Source organism: Rhizobium sp. AB2/73 (genome assembly GCF_020871915.1).
GTDB classification, from domain to species: domain Bacteria; phylum Pseudomonadota; class Alphaproteobacteria; order Rhizobiales; family Rhizobiaceae; genus Rhizobium; species Rhizobium dioscoreae.
In genome coordinates this window covers 3,814,043-3,833,292 of record NZ_CP067071.1, presented here as the reverse complement: position 1 = coordinate 3,833,292, position 19,250 = coordinate 3,814,043, and the positions used below count along the sequence as shown (strand labels likewise).

Genomic DNA, 19,250 nt, shown 5'->3' with positions numbered 1-19,250 from the left:
CGGTTTTCCGCCCGGAATTGCGCCAGAAAATAAGGAACGCCCTCAGACCGGCTCCCAGCCATCCTTCTCGCTGGCGCGGTAGATCGCGTCGATGACCTTCTGGTTGAGTTTCGAACTTTCCAGCGACACGACCTCTGCGCCTTGACCAAGCGCGGCAGAGGCGAAGGCCTCCGCCTCGCGCCTGTACTGGCGACTGTCTGGGAAACGGAAAATCTGCGATTCCGAATGGCCGCGATTGGTCAGCTCCAGCTCTTCCGCGCCGTAACGGTCGGCATTGAAAGGCGACTTCACCTCGATAAAGCCTTCCGTGCCGTGGAAGACCATGACCTGGCGGTTGGCCATCTGTGTGGAGATGTAGAAGGTGAGTTCGAAATCGCCGAAGTCCGCCTTGACGCTGGAATAGATGTCGGTGCCGAATTCCGGGTCGCGCTCCGTGACCGCCTGAATACGCAGGGGTTCGCGGCCGGTGACGAAACGGGTGCTGATCGTCGGGTAGACACCGATATCCGGCAGGCCGCCGCCGCCAAGTGCGGGAATGTTGCGCATGTTACCGGCGTCACGGTTGAAATAGGTGAAAGCGCCCTGGATGTGGCGCAGGCGGCCGATGGCGCCATCGGCAAGCAGCGAGCGGACCTTCCGCCAGACCGGCGCATAGGTGACCATATAGGCTTCCGTCACCAGCACCTTGTTGCGATCGCGCGCGGCGATCAGGCTGTCGACCTCATCCGCCTTGAGGGCGATCGGCTTTTCGCAGAGCACGTGTTTGCCGGCATCGGCAGCCTTGATCGTCCATTCGACATGCTGAGAGGTCGGCAGCGGGATATAGACGGCATCGATCGTATCGGAGGCAAGCATCTCTTCATAGGAACCGAAAGCATGCGGCACGGAGAAGCGGTCTGCCATCTGCCGGGCGCGGGCGAGATCACGGCTGGCTATCGCCGTCACAACGCAGTTTTCCGCGTCCTGAATGGCGGGCACGACCAGATCGCGACCGATTTTGGCAGTGGACAGAATTCCGAAACGCAGCATGATCTCTCTCCTGAAGCATTGTCCCGAAGCAGACGGCCGCATGGCGATGATCGCAACACGGGCTTTCCGGCGGGATCCTTTATGAACACGTGGGGTAAAGCGAAACGGGGCATTCCGCTCTGAACGAAATCGACGCCAATCTTATTCGGCCCCTGCCGAAGGCGCAACGCCCGAGACGGCCCGCAGGCGCGAACCCGAGGACATAAGGACCATCTCATCATGTCCGTATTTGTCCCTTTTCTGTCTGCCAGATGGCTTTCGAAGCTTTCATGTGGCGCCTAATCTCGGCTAACCTTCAAGCACAGGAGATACGAAAATGTCCCATGCGGATACCGCACTGCTCGTCATCGACGTCCAGGAATCCTTTCGCCAGCGTCCCTATTGGAGAACGGACGACCTGCCGGTCTTTACCGACCGCCTGCAGGCGCTGATCAATGGCGCCAAGGCGAAAGGCATTCCCATCGTCCAGATTTTCCATGTCGAGGATAGCGACGCGCATTTCAGCCTGAAGAGCGGCTATGTGCGCAAGCTCGATGAGATCTCGCTGGAGGCCGATGCCGTCTTCCACAAACGCCGCCACTCGGCGCTCGTCGGCTCCGGTCTCGATGTCTGGCTGGTGGCAAACGGCATCCGCAAGGTGATCGTCTCGGGTATCCGCACCGAGCAATGCTGCGAGACGACGACCCGGCACGCCTCCGATCTCGGCTATGAGGTCGACTATGTCACCGAGGCGACGCTGACCTTCCCGATGACGCATGCCTCGGGCGCGGTCTTCAGCGCCGATGATATCAAGAAGCGCAGCGAACTGGTGCTGTCGGGCCGTTTCGCCCGTATCGCAACGGTCGAAGAGGCGCTCGCCGATGCAACGATCCGGAATGCCGCATGACCCAAAGCGACCGGCGCCTCCATCGGCGGATCATTCCTGTCTACGTGCTTCTGCCGCCCTATACGCTGCTTATGGACGTGGCCGGGCCGGTGGAGGTTTTGCGCCGCGCCAATATCGAACAGGACGACGTCCTGTTCGACTATCAGTTCATCGCTGCCCAGCCGTCACAGACGACTTCGGTCGGGCTGACGCTCGCCGATCTCAGGCCGTTGCCGGATCACATTCCCGATGGCGCCTATGTCATCCTGTCCGGCAGCGTCACGCCGCCCGACGATGCCGAGGATATAGAGCCGGAGCTAGCCACGCTCGCGGCGTGGCTGAAAGGCGCGATCCGTCCGGGCATCACCCTCGTCACCATCTGCTCCGGAGCCGTGCTCGCCGCCCGCGCCGGGCTGATGGACGGCTATGCCTGCACCACACATGCCGCCTGTCTCGACGAGGTCAGGGAATTCGCTCCGACGGCCAGGGTTCTCGACAACCGGCTCTACGTCGAAGACCGCGATCGCTATTCTAGCGCCGGCATCACCACAGGGACCGATCTGATGCTGCATCTCGCCTCCAAGCTGACTTCACCGATGACGGCTCTGACCATTGCCCGGCACATGGTCGTCTATATGCGCAGGACCGGCGCCGAGCCGCAGCTCTCGCCCTGGCTCAGCGGCCGTAATCACGTCCACCCCGCCATCCATCGCGTTCAGGATGCGATCATGGCCGATCCGGCCCACGGCTGGTCGCTTGCCGAGCTTGCGGGCATCGGCGCAATGAGCGCACGGCATATTTCTCGGCTGTTTCAGGAGCATGCCGGCTTGCCGGTGACGGCCTATGTCAATCTGATGCGCGTGACGCTGGCGCGCGACGTGCTTGCCAATTCGCGGCTGGATATGGAGCGCGTGGCGGAAAAATCCGGCTTCGCCTCGCCGAGGCATATGCGGCGCGTCTGGTCGAAATACAACGCGCTGCCGCCCAGCCACTATCGGCGCTCGACAACGGAATAAAGAAATTGTGTGTGGTCTTCGCCGCGAAAGGCCGATAGCCTGCCTTGTCCCTTCCTCCGGCGTCCGCTCGCCGGTTTACCTTTCAAATGACCTGGAGAAATAGCATGGACACGCGCAAGCTTGGACGAACCGATCTGTTTGTCGCCCCCATCGTTTTCGGCGGCAACGTCTTCGGCTGGACGGCCGATGAGAAAACCTCCTACGCACTGCTCGACGCCTTCTTCGACGCCGGCTTCAACACGATCGACACGGCCGACGTCTATTCCCGCTGGGTTCCCGGCAACAAGGGCGGCGATTCCGAGGAGATCATCGGCAAGTGGCTGAAGCAGGGCCGCGTTGCGCGCGACAAGGCCATCATCATCACCAAGGTCGGATCGGAGATGGGGCCGGGCAAGAAGGGGCTGAAAGCCGACTATATCATCGAGGCGGCCGAGGCCTCGCTGAAGCGGCTGCAGACCGATCACATCGACCTTTATCTCTCGCACTGGCCGGACCCCGAGACGCCGCACGAGGAATCGCTCGCCGCCTATGCCAAGCTGAAGGAACAGGGCAAGATCCGCCATATCGGCTGCTCGAACCTCGATGCGACGCAGCTCCAGGCTTCGCTCGATGCTGCCGCAAAGGCCGGCTTGCCTCGCTACGACGTGCTGCAGCCGGAATATAACCTCTATGCCCGCGACAGCTTCGAAGGTCCGCTTGCGGATCTCTGCGTCAAGGAAGACATCGGCGTCATTACCTATTTCAGCCTCGCGGCCGGCTTCCTGACCGGCAAGTACCGCACAAAAGCGGATACGGAGGGACGGGCACGCGAGAACCGGGTTGCCGCCTATCTCGACGATAAGGGCCTGCGGATTCTCGCAGCCCTCGACAAGGTTTCAGCCGAAACCGGCGCCAAGCCCGCCGAGATCGCGCTCGCCTGGCTCTTGCGCAAGCGCGGGGTCACCGCACCGATCGCCAGCGCCACTAGCCTCAGCCAGCTTGACGCGCTCATCAATTCGGCAAAGCTTTCACTTTCCGATGACGCCATGCGTCTGCTCGACGCAGCCGGCGAATAAGAAAGGCAGGCCGATGACCGTGACGATCCGCGACGCCAGGCCCGAAGACGAAGCCCGTTGGCGCGCGCTTTGGGACGGCTATCTCTCTTTCTACGGCGTCACCGTCGCGCCCGACATCACCGATGCGACGTGGCGCCGGGTCTTCGATCCGGCGTCGGCGATCTTCATGCGCGTGGCCGAGGTCGATGGCGAAGTGAAGGGCTTTACCCTCAGCCTCACGCATGAAGGCACATGGGTGCGCGCGCCCGACTGCTATCTGGAAGACCTGTTCGTCGATGAAAGCGCCAGAGGCCGCGGCGTCGGCCGGGCGCTCTTGGACGATCTCGTCGCGCTCTGCAAGACGAATGGCTGGGCCAGGCTTTACTGGCACACCGAAGAAGGCAATGCGACCGCCCGCAAGCTCTACGACACCTATGTCAAAAGCGACGGGCATATTCGCTATCGCATCAGTTTCTGAGCTTAGGAAAGCCCTCGTAATGGGCGGAATGGTCGCCCTCCCAATTGGCCATGCCCGGTTTGGTCAGCATGCCGCGCGGGCTGACAAAGCTCTGGATGGTCCGCCTGGGCCGCTCATGCCATTGGATGTTGAAGGCCCATAGCTTCGGAAAAAAGCAGAGCGACGCATAGGGCAGATGATCGTGGATCCACCAGGCAAGCTTCTGCCAATCGCCCTCATGGCTGTGATGATCGATCAGCCAAGGCACGACGATACAGACGGCAGCGCCCATGCAGCCGTCGAGATCGCGCATATCCCATATGTGGTGCGCGGCGGTATGGGGATTGGTCGAGCAGTTCAGCCCGTGCTTGTTGCCGAATTGATTGACTTCGGGCGAACGGTAGCCGGAGCGAATATGTAGCCGGCCAAAGGTCGCCTCCAGCGGCTCCAGCAATTCCTCACAGAGCCTTCGGCCGGTTTCGATCGCCAGATCGGGATCTTCCGGGATGTTGGGAACGCGATAGAAATCCGCGATTTCCGAATGCAGGAAATCGCGAAAGAAGAAATTCTTCGACAGCCTGACGCGGCCGAGATCCTCAAGCCCCTTCATCGATCCCGGTTTTCTCATCGCTATAATCCCTTCCTGAAACCATTCGATCAGTCGAGACGAGTTATGGCATTGCCGCCACCCGATTTCTGTCAGCAGCCATGTCAGGGTCCGGTATATTTGAAGAAATCGATGAAGGCCCTGAGCGCTGGGCGCATCTGGCGGCGGCTCGGATAATAGATGCAAAAGCCGGGATAGGGCGGGCACCAGTCCTCAAGCACACGGATGAGCTTGCCCTCCGCCAGTTCCTGCTGCACGCGAATGTCGAAGAGATAGGCGAGGCCGGCGCCATTGAGGGCGGCCAAAACGCCGAGCCGATCCTCGATCACGATCAAGGGGCCATCGACGGGAACGACCAGTTCGTGGCCATCCTTCTCGAACTCCCAGCGATAGATCGAGCCATCGGTAAATCGCCGCTTGATGCAGCGGTGGTGAACGAGATCTCGCGGATGTAGCGGTTTCGGATGCTTCTCGAAATAGGCGGGCGACCCGGCAATGACTGTGCGTATATCCGGTGAGATCTTCACCGCGATCATGTCGCCTTCTATGCTCTCCGCCAGCCGGATGCCGGCATCGTAGCCTTCCTTGACGATATTGCTGAAGCCATCCTCATTGGCGATTTCAAGGGTGATATCGGGATAGGTATTGAGGAAATCGCCGATGCGCGGCGCCATCAGCAGATCGGAGGCAAAACGCGGCGCGGTGATGCGCAGTGTCCCCGCCGGGCGGCCGCGGGTCGCAAGCGCATCCTCCAGCGCGATATCGATTTCCTCCAGGGCCGGCCCCAACCGTTGCAATAGCGCCTGCCCCTCCTCGGTCGGAAGCACGCTGCGTGTGGTGCGGGCAAGCAGCCGCACCCCGAGGCTTTCCTCAAGCCTGGAGACGGCGTGACTAACCGCCGATGGCGCAATCGACAATTCCTTGCCGGCGGCACGGAAGCTGCGATGGGCGGCGACAGCGGCAAAAACCGCAAGCTGAGAGAGCTGTGTTCTGTTCATTGATCTAAATTATAGAACAACCTGTAAGGATTTGCATGGATTTTCATTCACCGTCCGGAATCCTAATTTGAGCATGTCGGTAGCGGAAATGACCGCCGCCGCTTCCATAAGCTCAAAAGGAATAGATCATGAAAACCCGCAGGCTTGGTAAGGATCTCACCGTTTCCGCCGTCGGACTCGGCTGCATGGGCATGAGCTTCGCCTATGGCCCGACGGATGACGACGAATCCGTCAAAACGCTGCATCGCGCCGTCGATCTCGGCGTCACCTTCTTCGATACCGCCGAAACCTACGGCCCTTTCCACAATGAGGAACTGCTCGGCCGGGCACTGAAACCCGTGCGCGACCGTGTGGTTATCGCCACCAAATTCGGCTTCAAGCTCGATCGCACGAAATCCGGCCTCGCCGCCATGATCGGCGTCGACAGCAGGCCGGAGCATGTCAAGGAAGTTGCCGAAGCCTCGCTGAAGCGACTTGGCACGGATGTCATCGACCTCTTCTACCAGCATCGCGTCGATCCGAATGTGCCGATCGAAGACACGGTCGGCGCCATGGCGGAACTCGTGAGAGAGGGCAAGGTCCGGACGCTCGGCCTTTCGGAAGCCGGCTCCGCTACCATCCGCCGCGCTCACGCCGTACATCCGATCGCTGCCGTGCAGAGCGAATATTCGCTCTGGAGCCGCGACCCGGAAGAAGATGTGCTTGCCACCTGCCGCGAACTCGGCATCGGCTTCGTGCCCTACAGCCCGCTCGGCCGGGGCTTCCTGACTGGGGCGATCCACAAGACGGAGGATCTCGCCGACGACGATTTCCGCCGTTCGCTGCCACGCTTCCAGAGCGGGAATTTCGATGCCAACGCGGCTCTGGTCGCAAGGCTTCAAGCTCTTGCTGAAGAAAAGAGCGGCACGGCGGCACAACTGGCGCTCGCATGGGTGCTGCATCAGGGCGACGACATCGTGCCGATCCCCGGCGCTCGCAAGCTGCACCATCTCGAGCAGAATGCCGCGGCTGCCGATATCGTCCTTTCTGCGCAAGAGGTGAAGGAACTCGGCGATATCATCAAGCCCGAGATCGTCGTCGGAAAGCGGTATACAGATGCCGCGTTGGCCTTGACGAATATATGACAAACGGACTGCTCCTTCTGCCCACGCGAAGACATCGGCCGAAAAGGCCGGTGTCATTTTGAGACCGAAAAGAAAAGTGAAGCATCGCAGAGAGGGTGACCAAACATGCGATTCGCCTGAATTGCAGGCTTTTTCAAAATCCTAGGTTGACCGTTATGGACGCGAAGCTCATTCAGAAGCTCCACGCTCGGTTGACAAACGGGTGCGAAATTTGAAGATTGCCGCCATCAAAAACGGGCAGCGTGGGGAGGACTTATGTCTAGGCGCGCGTTTATCGGCTTCTCTGCTTTTCTTCTCGCCACTTTCGCATCTCTGAGCCCTTCGGTCGCGGCTGACGTCAAGCGCCAGGTGGTCACCACGAAGGATGGTGACTACTTCGGCTTCGATCTACGCACAGAGCAGAATGTGACGCTGGATCAGTGCTCCGCCTCCTGCATCGGCGACAAGTCCTGCAAGGCCTTCACCTACAATCCCAAGGTGAAGTGGTGCTTCATGAAGTCGGACTTCAATCAGCTCAACAGTTTCCCCGGCGCGATCGCCGGCAAGATCGTCGAGACGGCCGCCACCAGCGAGCCGGATATCGGCGCGGCACCTGCCCTTTCCTTCCTTTCCGACAATTTCGTCCAGAGCGCGCGCGATGCAAAGAACACGCTGACGCTCGGCAACGAGCTGAAAGGCCAGGGCGTCGAAAGCCTGATTGCGCTCGGCCGCATCGAGCTGACCTCCGGCAATGTCAACGATGCCCTGAACGCCTTCCAGGGTGCGCTCTCGCTCAATCCCGACAACGGCGATCTGTGGATCGAGATGGCGCGCGCCGCCAATACGATCACGAACGATACGTCTGTCGCCACGCGGGCCGCCTATGCCGCCCTCAACGGCTACCAGCTGACGCGCACGACGAGCAGCCGTGCCGATGCGCTGGCTGTACTCGCCGAAGCGCTGAAGAATGCACAGAACTATCGTCCGGCGCTCAGCGCCTACAAGGCAAGCCTCAACCTCGTCAGCTCCGCTGCCGTCCAGGCCGCCTATAACGATCTTCTGGCCCGCCAGGGCTTCCGCGTGACGGGCAATACGCTCGACAACGACAATGCATCGCCCCGCGCCTGCGTGCAGTTCTCCGAAAAGCTGGTGAAGAGCGGTGTCGACTACACCCCCTTCGTCACCCTCAACGGTGCCACGCCGAAGGGTGTCGACGCCAAGGACAATCAGATTTGCGTCGAAGGCCTGGAATTCGGCCAGCACTACCGCATTTCACTGCGCGCCGGCCTGCCCTCCTCGGTGGATGAAAACCTCGCCTCGCAGGTCAATGTCGATATCTACGTCAAGGATCGCACGGCTTCGCTGCGCTTCACCGGCGACAATTTCGTGCTGCCGTCGACCGCGCGTCGCGGCATCCCGATCGTTTCGGTCAACGCCACTACGGCCAATCTCAAGCTCTACCGTATCGGCGACCGCAATATCGCGCAGCTTCTGAACAACTCGCAGTTCCTGACACAGGTGGACAGCTACAGCGCCCAGACCATACAGGACACCAATGGCGAGCTGGTCTGGCAGGGCTCCATCGAGATCAAGCAGGAACTCAACAAGGAAGTCGCGACCAGCTTCCCTGTGGACGAGGCACTGCCGAAGCGCAAGCCCGGCGTCTACGTGCTGACGGCGGTTGCCCCCGAGAGCGGCGGCCATGAATGGGACCCGCAGGCGACACAATGGTTCGTCGTTTCCGACATCGGCGTCACCACCTATGCCGGCTCCGATGGGCTGAATGTCTTTGCCCGCTCGCTCGGCAGCGCCAAGCCGCTAGCCGGCATCCAGCTGCAGCTGCTCGCCAAGAACAATGAAATCCTCGGCACGGCGAAGACCGACGACAACGGACGCGCCGTGTTCAGCGCCGGTCTGATGCGCGGCACGGCGGGCATGACGCCTGCCGTTATTACTGCTGAGAATGGCGATCAGGATTATGTTTTCCTCGACATGACGCGCGCCGGCTTCGATCTTTCCGATCGTGGCGTTGCCGGTCGAACCGCGCCTGGTGCGATCGACCTTTTGACCTGGACGGAACGCGGTATCTACCGTGCCGGCGAGACGGTACACGCCTCCGCCCTTGCCCGCGACGTCAGCTCGACGGCGGTCGAAAACCTGCCGCTCACCTTCGTCTTCCTGCGTCCGGATGGCGTCGAGGATCGCCGCATCGTTACCGATGGCGGCAAGCTCGGCGGCTATAATGTCGACCTGCCGCTGCAGCAGACCTCGATGCGCGGCACCTGGACGATGAATATCTATACGGATCCGAAAGGTTCCTCCATCGGCTCGCAGACCTTCCTCGTCGACGACTTCGTGCCGGATCGCATCGAATTCGACATGAAGAGCGACGCCAAGGAGATCGAAGTCGGGCAACCGACGCCGATCAATGTCGATGGCCGCTATCTCTATGGCGCACCGGCCGCCGGCCTCAATCTGGAAGGCGAGGTGACGCTGAAGCCGACGCGACAGAGCGATGCCTACAAAGGCTATCAGTTCGGCCTCGCCGACGAGGGTGCGGGCAAGGCAAACGCAAACAATGACGATGACGACAGCAGCAGCGGCGACAGCAAGGCCGAGAGCACGCAGGTTCCCCTTGAAGACCTGCAAGCGCTGGATGAAAACGGCAAGACCACCTTCAACGTCACGATCAATGATACGCCCTCGACCACGCAGCTTCTGAACGCCAATATCACCGTGCGCATGCAGGAAGCCGGCGGCCGCGCCGTCGAGCGCTCGCTGACACTGCCCGTCAAGGCGGATGGCCCGCGCATCGGCATCAAACCGGAATTCGACGGCGATCTCGGGGAAAACTCCGTCGGCAACTTCCACGTCATCGTTGTCGACGCCAATGGCCAGAAACAGGCCATGCAGGGCCTGACCTGGAAGCTGCTGAGCGTCGAGCGCAATTATCAATGGTATCGCGACGGCAGCAGCTGGAAGTTCGAGCCGATCATGTCCACCAAGCAGGTAGCGGTCGGCACGGTCAATGCCACGACGGATGGCGCGGCGATTTCCATGCCGGTCACGTGGGGCCGCTATCGGCTCGAAGTCTCCACCGCCGATGCGAACGGCCCGGAATCGAGCGTCGAGTTCAATGCCGGCTGGTATGTCGCCTCCACCTCGACGGAAACGCCTGACGCGCTTGAGATCGCGCTCGACAAGGAAAGCTACCATGTCGGCGACACGGCTAAGCTGAAGGTTACCTCACGCTATGCTGGCCAGCTGATGGTGACGGCCGGTTCGGAAACGCTGATCTCGGTCACCAATGCCGATATCGGCGCCACAGGCGGCGAAGTCGACGTTCCCGTGACCGCCGATTGGGGCGCTGGTACATACTTGACGGCCACGCTGTTCCGGCCCGGCGATGCCCAGGAAAGCCGCATGCCGATGCGCGCCATCGGCATCAAATGGGCTCCCGTCGACCCCGGCGAGCGCAAGCTGCAGATCAAGATCGACGCGCCGCAGAAGACACTTCCGCGTCAGCCGCTTAATATCGGCCTGCAGGTTGCCGGCGCTGGCACCAATGAAGACGCCTATGTCACGATCGCCGCCGTCGATGTGGGCATCCTCAATCTCACGCGCTACCAGCCGCCGGCACCGGATGACTGGTATTACGGCCAGCGCCAACTCGGCCTCGAAATCCGTGACATCTACGGTCGCCTCATCGATGGCTCGCTCGGCGCGACCGGCAAGCTACGCACCGGCGGCGACGGCGGACAGGCAGCCTTGCAGGCGAGCCCACCGAAGGAAAAGCTGGTTGCCTTCTTCTCCGGCCCGGTCAAGCTTGATGCGAATGGGAAGGCCAATGTCAGCTTCGACATTCCGCAATTCAACGGCACGGCGCGGCTGATGGCGGTCGCCTGGTCGAAGGCCGGCGTCGGCCACGCGACACAGGATGTCATCATCCGCGATCCCGTCGTCGTCACCGCAAGTCTGCCGAAGTTCCTGGCGCCCGGAGACAAGGCCAACCTGCGTCTCGATGTCGCCAACACCGATGCGCCGGCCGGCGAATACACGCTCGCGGTAACAGGCAACAGCGCCGTGACGGTGGATGCAAACGCTACCCAACAGAAGATCAACCTCGAAACCGGCGGCAAATACGCGATCACCTTGCCGCTGACCGGCGGACAGCCGGGCGACGGCACGGTTTCGATCAAGCTGTCGAACGCTTCGGGCATGTCGCTCGATCAATCGGTCGAAATCCCGGTTCGTCCGTCGCAGCTGCCGGTTACCGAACGGCGCGTCATCGCGCTGGCACCCGGCAAGAGCCTCACCGTCAATGCCGATCTTCTTGCCGATAGCGTGCTGCCCGGCGCCTCTGTCAGCGTCAATGTCAGCCGCTCCAGCGCCTTCGATGTGCCGGCGCTGTTGATGAGCCTCAGCCGCTATCCCTATGGCTGCGCGGAACAGACGGCGAGCAGCGCCATGCCGCTGCTCTACTTCAGCGACATGGCCATCAAGAATGGCCTTGCCGATGATGCCGAGATCCAGAAGCGCGTGCAGGATTCGATCTATCGCGAACTGTCCTACCAGTCTTCGACCGGCAGCTTCGGCCTCTGGGGACCGGGTTCCGGCGATCTCTGGCTCGACGCCTATGTCATGGACTTCCTGACCCGCGCCCGTGAGCAGAAGTACAACGTGCCAGATCAGGCCATGGTGCAGGGGCTCGAAAACCTCCAGAATGCGCTGAGCGCCAATACCAACGTCAAGGACAACGGCAACGAGATCGCCTATGCGCTCTACGTGCTGGCGCGTAACAAGAAGGCCTCGATCAGCGATCTGCGCTACTATGCGGACACGATGCTGAACGACTTCCCGACGCCGCTCGCCAAGGCGCATCTGGCCGCGGCTCTCGCGCTCTATGGGGATGCTCAGCGCTCTCGCAACATCTTCGTGGACTCGCTGCAGATGTCGCAGAAGGCGGCAGTCACAAAGGTCAGCTTCGTCCGCTCGGATTACGGCTCGTCGCTGCGCGACGGCGCCGCCGTGCTGGCGCTCGCCGCCGAAAGCCGGCCGGTGCCGCCGATCATTCCGGATCTCGCCAGTGTCGTCGCCAAGGATTGGCAGAGCCGGAAATATACCAGCACCCAGGAACAGACCTGGATGCTGCTCGCCGCCCGCGCCCTGCAGAACGGTGATGACGGCCTGACGCTCGATGTCAACGGCGCCGCCCATAGCGGCACCTATATGGCGCAGATGTCGGGCGATGCGCTGATGGGCCATCCGCTGACCGTGACCAACACGACGCGCCAGCCGCTGTCGGCTGCCGTCACCACGGTTGCCGCGCCGGTCGCCCAGCTGCCGGCCGGTGGCAACGGCTTCAAGATCGAGCGCAAGTACTACACGCTCGATGGCGAGGAGGCGAATGTCAGCCAGGCACAGCAGAACGAACGCTACGTCGTCGTCCTGCACGTGACCGAGGACAATGACTGGCCGCAGCGCATCCTCGTGACCGATCTTCTGCCGGCTGGCTTCGAGATCGACAATCCGAGCATCGTCAACAGCGCCCAGCTTTCGAACTTCGACTGGCTCAGCGAAGTTCAACCGGCCCATGTCGAATTCCGCAACGACCGCTTCGTCGCCGCCTTCGACCAGGGTTCGGGCGCGGACCGTGACATGACCTTCGCCTATGTCGTGCGCGCCGTAACCCCCGGCGTCTACGACCATCCGGCCGCAAGCGTCGAGGACATGTACCGCCCGCAGTTCTCGGCCCGCACGGCGATGGGCCGCATGGAGGTGCTGGGCGCCCAGCAGTAAGAAGCAGACATGAAGGCGCGTTGGAAGATTGCGATAGGCTTTGGAGCCACTGCCGCAACAGTGGTGGCTCTGGTCTTTGGCCTGGAAGCCGCGGACCGAGCCTATCCGCCACCGCTGGACAATGCCCGCGTGGTTTCCGCTGAGGTGCTCGACGCCAATGGCGATCTCCTGCGCGCCTTTGCCACTCCCGAGGGCCGCTGGCGGCTGAAGACCGATGTTGCCGATGTCGATCCGCAATTTCTGCGCATGCTGGTCGCCTATGAGGACCGGCGCTTCTATGACCACCACGGCGTCGATCCGATGGCGATCGGCCGCGCCTTCCTGCAGCTCGTCACCCATGGCCGCATCGTCTCCGGCGGCTCGACGCTTTCGATGCAGGTGGCGCGCCTGATCGAGCCGCGCAGCGAGCGCTCGATGACGGCAAAGCTCCTGCAGGTCGCTCGTGCCATCCAGATCGAGCGGCGGCTGACCAAGGAACAGATCCTCGATCTCTATCTGACGCACGCTCCCTATGGCGGCAATCTGGAAGGCGTGCGCGCGGCGAGCCTTGCCTATTTCGGTAAGGAACCGCGACACCTGACAGTCGCACAGGCAGGCTTGCTCGTGGCGCTGCCGCAGCTGCCGGAAAAGCGCCGGCCGGACCGCAATCTCGCCGCTGCCCAGGCCGCCCGCCATCGCGTGCTCGAGCGTGCGGCCGTGGCAGCTGTTATCGGCGAAGGCGAAGCGGAGCGCGCCTCGCTCTCTCCGATCCCGGCTCAGCGTCGGCAGCTCCCAGCCTATGCCGCGCATCTGGCCGAACTTGCGCTGCGCAAACAGCCCGGCATGATCAAGCGCAAAACGACGCTGCGGCGCGATGTGCAGCAGGGCCTCGAAGCGGTTGCCGATGCGGCGGCAAAGCGGCTTGGGCCAAAAGTGTCGGTCGCGATGATCATGGCCGATGCCAAGACCGGCGAAATCATCGGCGAAGTCGGCTCGGCCAATTACTTCGATTCCTCGCGCGCCGGTTGGGTCGACATGACCCGCGTGCTGCGCTCGCCCGGCTCGACGCTGAAGCCCTTCATCTACGGCCTCGCCTTCGAGCAGGGCTATGTGGCGCAGGAAACGATCATCGAGGATCGCCCAGCCGATTTCTATGGCTATCGTCCCCGCAATTTCGACATGAGCTATCAGGGGGACGTCAGCGTGCGCCAGGCGCTGCAATTGTCGCTCAACGTGCCGGCCGTTCGGCTGCTCGATGCCGTAGGTCCCACGCGGCTGCTGGTGCGCTTCCGCCGGGCGGAGGTGAAGCCGAAGCTGCCACCGAACGAAGCGCCCGGGCTTGCTATCGGCCTTGGCGGCGTCGGCGTGACGCTGAAGGATCTCGTGCAGCTCTATGCCGGGCTTGCCAATCGCGGCAAGGCAATGCGGATCGGCGATGGCGTTCAGGACGAGCCTGGGCCGATCGAGGGCGAGCCGCTGATGGAGCCGATCGCGGTGTGGAACATCACCGACATCCTCTCCGACATCATCGCGCCGCGCGGCAGCAAGCAGCTCGGCATCGCCTACAAGACCGGCACCAGCTACGGCAACCGCGATGCTTGGTCGATCGGCTATGACGGAGCGCATGTGCTCGGTGTCTGGGTTGGCCGCCCGGACAATGGCGCCGTGCCGGGTCTGGCGGGTTATGTTTCGGCCGCGCCCATCCTGTTCGAAGCCTTTGCGAAATCCGGCGTTGCCATTACTCCCTTCCCGCCGGCTCCCATGGGTGCCGTGCGCATCGCGCCGACCGAGCTGCCGATCAGCCAGCGGCGCTTTTCCGTGACCGCCGCCGGGCTGCTGGCGGCCTCCAGCCGCGAACCCGCCCCACAGATCGTCTATCCGCCGGAAGGCGCGCGCGTCGATCTCGGCGCCAGCAGCGGCAACGACCAGATCATGCCGCTGGCGCTGAAGCTGCAAGGTGGCAGGGCGCCGTTCCGATGGCTCGCCAACGGTAAGCCGCTGCCCGACATGTCGCGCCGCCGCACAAATCAATGGACGCCCGATGGCGCCGGCTATTCGACGCTGACCGTTATCGATGCCGCGGGTCGCGCGGCAAGCGTGCGGGTTTTTGTTGAATAATACCCCTCAAATCATTGCGATCACGCCGCCGGCATTTTTGTCAGCCGCCGGCGTCTATGATATCTTAGGCATAACTCAAACGAGGAATGACGAGATGTCGGAAGAGCAGGCAATCCGTGCGGTTGTTCATCTCTATGTCGATGGCATGGCATTCGCGAACGAGCCGGCGCTGCGCAAGGCCTTTCATCCGCAAGCAGCGATCATCGGCAATTACCAAGGCGCGGTGGAATGGATGACGCGGGACGAATTCATCGCCGCGATCGTCGAGGAAGGCAGCGCCCCGCCGGGCACCATACCGCTGATGGAGATCGAGTTGATCGACATCGAAGGCGATGCGGCAACCGTCAAGGTCGTCGACGAATTCGCCGGGATGCGGTTTTCGGACTATCTATCGCTGGTGAAGATCGATGGGCGGTGGAGTGTGGTGAACAAGGTTTATCATCTGCATCGGTAGATGATGCGGCCGAGGCGTGTGCCTTCTATGCCGAGCGTCTGATACCCCCCTCTGTCGCTGTCGCGACATCTCCCCCACAAGGGGGGAGATCGATAACTCGTTGCACACACCTGCCACGAGTTAACATTGTGCCTGCTGAAATCGCAGTTCATTGTTTTAAGGTCGACGAGCAGCAAGCTCCCCATGATCTCCCCCCTTGTGGGGGAGATGTCCCGACAGGGACAGAGGGGGGTGCTGCACGCTCCGCAAACTCAACAGCTGCAGATTAACCCCGCAGCACCCCACCCGTCGACTTCGTGACGTTCGCCACGATCTTCTGGGTCAGCGCCTCGAAATCCTCATCGGTCAGCGTACGCTCTGCCGGCTGGATCTGCACCTCGATGGCGATGGACTTCTTGCCTTCGCCGAGCGACGCACCCTCGAAGATGTCGAAGACATTGACGCCGGTGACCAGCTTGCGGTCGGCGCCGGTCGCAGCGCGGATGATCGCGCCGGCTTCCACCGACTTGTCGACCACGAAGGCGAAGTCACGCTTGACGGCCTGGAAAGGGGAAAGCTCCAGCGCCGGCTTCGTGCGGGTCGCCTTCTTCTTCGGTTCGGGCATGGCATCGATATAGACTTCGAAGCCGGCGAGAGCACCCGACACGTCGAGCGCTTCCAGCGTCTTCGGATGGAACTCACCGAAATAGCCGAGCACGACCTTCGGACCCATCTTGATGGTGCCGGAGCGGCCGGGATGATACCAGGCGGGGCCGCCCTGCTCGATCTGGATATTGCCCATCGGCAGGCCGCAAGCCTCGATCACGGCGAGAGCATCGGCCTTGGCATCGAAGACATCGACCGGCTTGCCGCCGCCCTTGGTGGCATTCGACCACATGCGGCCGGCGCCGGCAAGCGTCGCCGTGCCGCGGCGGATGCCGCCGGCAACGCGACGCTGGCCCTCGGGCGTATCGTTCTCATACGTACCCGAAACTTCGAAGATCGCGACGTCGCCATAGCCTTTGTCGGCATTGCGCTGCGCGGCCGAAAGCAGGCCTGGCAGCAGCGAGGGTCGCATGTCGGACATATCAGCGGCGATCGGGTTCGCAAGCTTCAGCGCGTCGGAGCCGCCGCCGAAGAGCTTGGCCTGATCTTCCGAGATGAAAGACCAGGTGACCGCCTCAAGCATGCCGCGCGCGGCGAGCGCCCGCTTGGCGGCGCGCGTGCGGATCTGCAGCGTCGTCAGGATCTTGCCGTTGACGGCGCTGTGGCTTGCCAACGGCTGCGGCTTGATATTGTCGACGCCATGGATGCGCATGATTTCTTCGACGAGGTCGGCCTTGCCATCGACATCCGGCCGCCAGGAGGGAACGGCGACGGAAATGCGCTCGCCGGAACCGGAGACCGAGAAGCCGAGCTTTGTCAGGATTGACTTGCTCTCATCGGCCGAGACTTCGAGGCCGGTCAGGCGCTTGACTTCCGACAACGGGAAATCGACGACCTTGGCCTCGTAACCCTTGTAGCCTTCGACGCGGGCCTTGGCGGCCGTGCCACCACAGCAGGCAAGCACCAGTTCCGTCGTGCGCTCAAGGCCAGGCACCATATATTCCGGATCGACACCGCGCTCGAAACGATAGCGCGCATCGGTGATGATGCCGAGGCTGCGGCCGGTCTTGGCGATGTTCATCGGATCCCAAAGCGCCGATTCGATCAGCACGTCCGTGGTGTTCTCGTCACAGCCGGAATGCTCGCCGCCCATGATGCCGCCGATCGATTCGACGCCGTTGTCATCGGCGATGACGACATTGCTGGGGTTGAGCTTGTATTCGCGCTCATCGAGCGCCAGCACGGTTTCGCCGTCCCTGGCGCGGCGCACGACCAGATTGCCCTTGACCTTGGCGGCGTCGAAGACGTGCATCGGCCGGCCTTGATCGAAGGTCATGTAGTTGGTGATATCGACCAGCGCGCTGATCGGACGGAGACCGATGGCGAGCAGGCGTTGTTGCATCCACTTCGGGCTCGGGCCATTCTTGACGCCGCGCACGAGGCGCAGCGAAAAGCCGGGGCACAGGCGCGCATCATCCAGCTCGATCTTGAGCTCGGTCGGCGTTTCGCCTTGGACAGGAAAGGTTGGCGTGAGGCGAGGCTTCAGGGTGCCAAGGCCGGAGGCGGCGAGATCGCGGGCGATGCCATAGACACCCGTACAATCCGGGCGGTTCGGCGTCAGATTGATCTCGATGACCGGATCGTCAAGGCCGGCATAGGCGGCAAAGCTCGTACCGACCGGCGCATCTTCCGGAAGATCGATGATGCCGTCATGGCTGTCCGAAATTTCCAGTTCCTTTTCCGAGCACATCATGCCGCGGCTTTCGACACCGCGGATGTTGCCTATGGCGAGCGTCACATCGATGCCGGGAACATAGGTGCCGGGGGCGGCGAATGCGCCGATGAGGCCGGCGCGCGCATTCGGTGCGCCGCAGACGACCTGAACGGGCGCACCGTTGCCGGTATCGACCATCAGCACCTTCAGACGATCGGCCTGCGGGTGCTTCTCGGCCGAGAGAACCTTGGCGATGACGAAGGGCTTGAACGCGGCCTTGTCGTCGACCTCCTCCACTTCCAGCCCGATCATCGTCAGGCGGGCGCAGATCTCGTCGAGCGTGGCGTCGGTTTCCAGGTGCTCTTTCAGCCAGGAGAGTGTGAATTTCATGTGCTTTATCCCTTCCTTACGCGCTCAGGCCGCCGAACAGGGTCGGCATGTCGAGCGGGCGGAAGCCATAGTGGTTCATCCAGCGGACATCGGCGTTGAAGAAGTCGCGCAGGTCGGGCATGCCGTATTTCAGCATGGCAATGCGATCGAGGCCCATGCCCCAGGCAAAGCCCTGATATTCGTCCGGATCGAGGCCGCCGTAACGCAGCACGTTCGGATGCACCATGCCGCAGCCGAGGATTTCCATCCAGTCGGTGCCTTCGCCGAACTTGACGATCGGGCCGGAACGGTCGCACTGGATATCGACCTCGAAGGACGGCTCCGTGAATGGGAAGAAGGACGGGCGGAAGCGCATCGTCACATTGTCGACCTCGAAGAAGGTCTTGCAGAACTCTTCGAGCACCCAGCGGATATTGGCGACATTCGCCGTCTTGTCGATGACGAGGCCTTCGACCTGATGGAACATCGGCGAATGCGTGGCGTCGCTATCCTGGCGGTAGGTCTTGCCGGGGATGATGATGCGGATCGGCGGCTTCTGCGCTTCCATGGTGCGCACCTGCACCGGCGAGGTGTGCGTGCGCAGCACCTTGCGCTCACCCTTTTCATCCGGCTGGAAGAAGAAGGTGTCGTGCATTTCGCGGGCCGGGTGTCCTTCCGGGAAGTTCAACGCCGTGAAGTTATAATAATCGGTCTCGACATCGGGACCTTCGGCGATCGAGAAGCCCATGTCGCCGAAGATGGCGGTGATTTCGTCGACGATCTGGCTGATCGGGTGAATGCGGCCGCGTTCGGCCGGCGAGGAGCGGACCGGCAGGCTGACATCGACGGTCTCCGCCTTCAGCTTCGCCTCGATCGCCGCATCGCGCAACTCGCCCTTGCGGGCGTTAATGGCATCGGTGACGGAATTCTTGAGAGCATTGATGGCCGCGCCGCGTGTCTGCCGTTCTTCCGGCGACATCGAGCCCAGCGTCTTCAGCAGTTCAGAAACCGAGCCCTTCTTGCCGAGCGCAGCAACCCTGACCGCCTCGATCGCCTGCTCGTCGTTCGCCGCGGCCACCTCGGCCATGAGTTGGGTTTCAAGTGTTACGAGTTCCGTCATCTG

General features: G+C 62.1%; 13 protein-coding genes. 8 read left to right on the top strand and 5 right to left on the bottom strand.

The genetic code is table 11. The features are described 5' to 3' along the window. Positions 1–42 precede the first annotated feature (42 nt). Positions 43–1,029, bottom strand: a complete 987-nt coding sequence (locus I8E17_RS18790) for a Gfo/Idh/MocA family oxidoreductase (protein WP_069611040.1) — start codon at positions 1,027–1,029, stop codon at positions 43–45. Positions 1,030–1,345: 316 nt separating this feature from the next. Here I8E17_RS18790 and I8E17_RS18785 point away from each other — a divergent pair, with 316 nt between their 5' ends. From I8E17_RS18785 to I8E17_RS18770, 4 genes are all read left to right on the top strand, one after another. Next, positions 1,346–1,915 (top strand): isochorismatase family protein, encoded by a 570-nt coding sequence (locus I8E17_RS18785; protein WP_112722775.1) that lies wholly within the window; start codon positions 1,346–1,348, stop codon positions 1,913–1,915. Next, positions 1,912–2,910, top strand: coding sequence for a helix-turn-helix domain-containing protein (locus I8E17_RS18780; RefSeq protein ID WP_113366537.1), 999 nt, complete (start codon positions 1,912–1,914; stop codon positions 2,908–2,910). The genes I8E17_RS18785 and I8E17_RS18780 overlap by 4 nt, the downstream gene beginning before the upstream one ends. 104 nt (positions 2,911–3,014) lie before the next feature. Continuing rightward, positions 3,015–3,965: an aldo/keto reductase gene (locus tag I8E17_RS18775; protein WP_069611037.1), complete on the top strand. Its 951-nt coding sequence runs from the start codon at positions 3,015–3,017 to the stop codon at positions 3,963–3,965. Between the two features lie 13 nt (positions 3,966–3,978). Continuing rightward, positions 3,979–4,422, top strand: coding sequence for a GNAT family N-acetyltransferase (locus tag I8E17_RS18770; RefSeq protein ID WP_069611367.1), 444 nt, complete (start codon positions 3,979–3,981; stop codon positions 4,420–4,422). On the opposite strand, the gene I8E17_RS18765 is transcribed toward I8E17_RS18770, so the two are convergent. Further along, a complete protein-coding gene (locus I8E17_RS18765; protein ID WP_113366536.1) occupies positions 4,412–5,029 on the bottom strand; it encodes a hypothetical protein in 618 nt (205 codons plus the stop codon). The genes I8E17_RS18770 and I8E17_RS18765 overlap by 11 nt on opposite strands. An 83-nt stretch (positions 5,030–5,112) precedes the next feature. After that, positions 5,113–6,006: a LysR family transcriptional regulator gene (locus I8E17_RS18760; protein WP_069611035.1), complete on the bottom strand. Its 894-nt coding sequence runs from the start codon at positions 6,004–6,006 to the stop codon at positions 5,113–5,115. A 128-nt stretch (positions 6,007–6,134) separates the two neighbouring features. Here I8E17_RS18760 and I8E17_RS18755 point away from each other — a divergent pair, with 128 nt between their 5' ends. The 4 genes from I8E17_RS18755 to I8E17_RS18740 all read left to right on the top strand — a co-directional run bounded on the left by I8E17_RS18755 (position 6,135) and on the right by I8E17_RS18740 (position 15,459). Next, positions 6,135–7,130, top strand: coding sequence for an aldo/keto reductase (locus tag I8E17_RS18755; protein ID WP_113366535.1), 996 nt, complete (start codon positions 6,135–6,137; stop codon positions 7,128–7,130). 255 nt (positions 7,131–7,385) lie between these two features. Next, the gene (locus I8E17_RS18750) at positions 7,386–12,908 is read left to right on the top strand and encodes an alpha-2-macroglobulin family protein (RefSeq protein WP_219511227.1); all 5,523 of its coding nucleotides are present in this window, start codon (positions 7,386–7,388) and stop codon (positions 12,906–12,908) included. A 9-nt stretch (positions 12,909–12,917) separates the two neighbouring features. Then, positions 12,918–15,005, top strand: coding sequence for a penicillin-binding protein 1C (gene pbpC / locus I8E17_RS18745; RefSeq protein WP_113366533.1), 2,088 nt, complete (start codon positions 12,918–12,920; stop codon positions 15,003–15,005). 94 nt (positions 15,006–15,099) lie between these two features. Further along, the gene (locus I8E17_RS18740; RefSeq protein WP_069611031.1) at positions 15,100–15,459 is read left to right on the top strand and encodes a nuclear transport factor 2 family protein; all 360 of its coding nucleotides are present in this window, start codon (positions 15,100–15,102) and stop codon (positions 15,457–15,459) included. Positions 15,460–15,724: 265 nt separating this feature from the next. Here I8E17_RS18740 and pheT read toward each other — a convergent pair whose 3' ends face one another. Both pheT and pheS read right to left on the bottom strand, forming a co-directional pair. After that, entirely contained in the window at positions 15,725–18,148 is a 2,424-nt protein-coding gene (gene pheT / locus I8E17_RS18735) for a phenylalanine--tRNA ligase subunit beta (RefSeq protein WP_113366532.1), read from the bottom strand. 16 nt (positions 18,149–18,164) lie between these two features. Continuing rightward, positions 18,165–19,247, bottom strand: a complete 1,083-nt coding sequence (pheS, locus tag I8E17_RS18730) for a phenylalanine--tRNA ligase subunit alpha (protein WP_112722780.1) — start codon at positions 19,245–19,247, stop codon at positions 18,165–18,167. Positions 19,248–19,250: the final 3 nt, after the last annotated feature.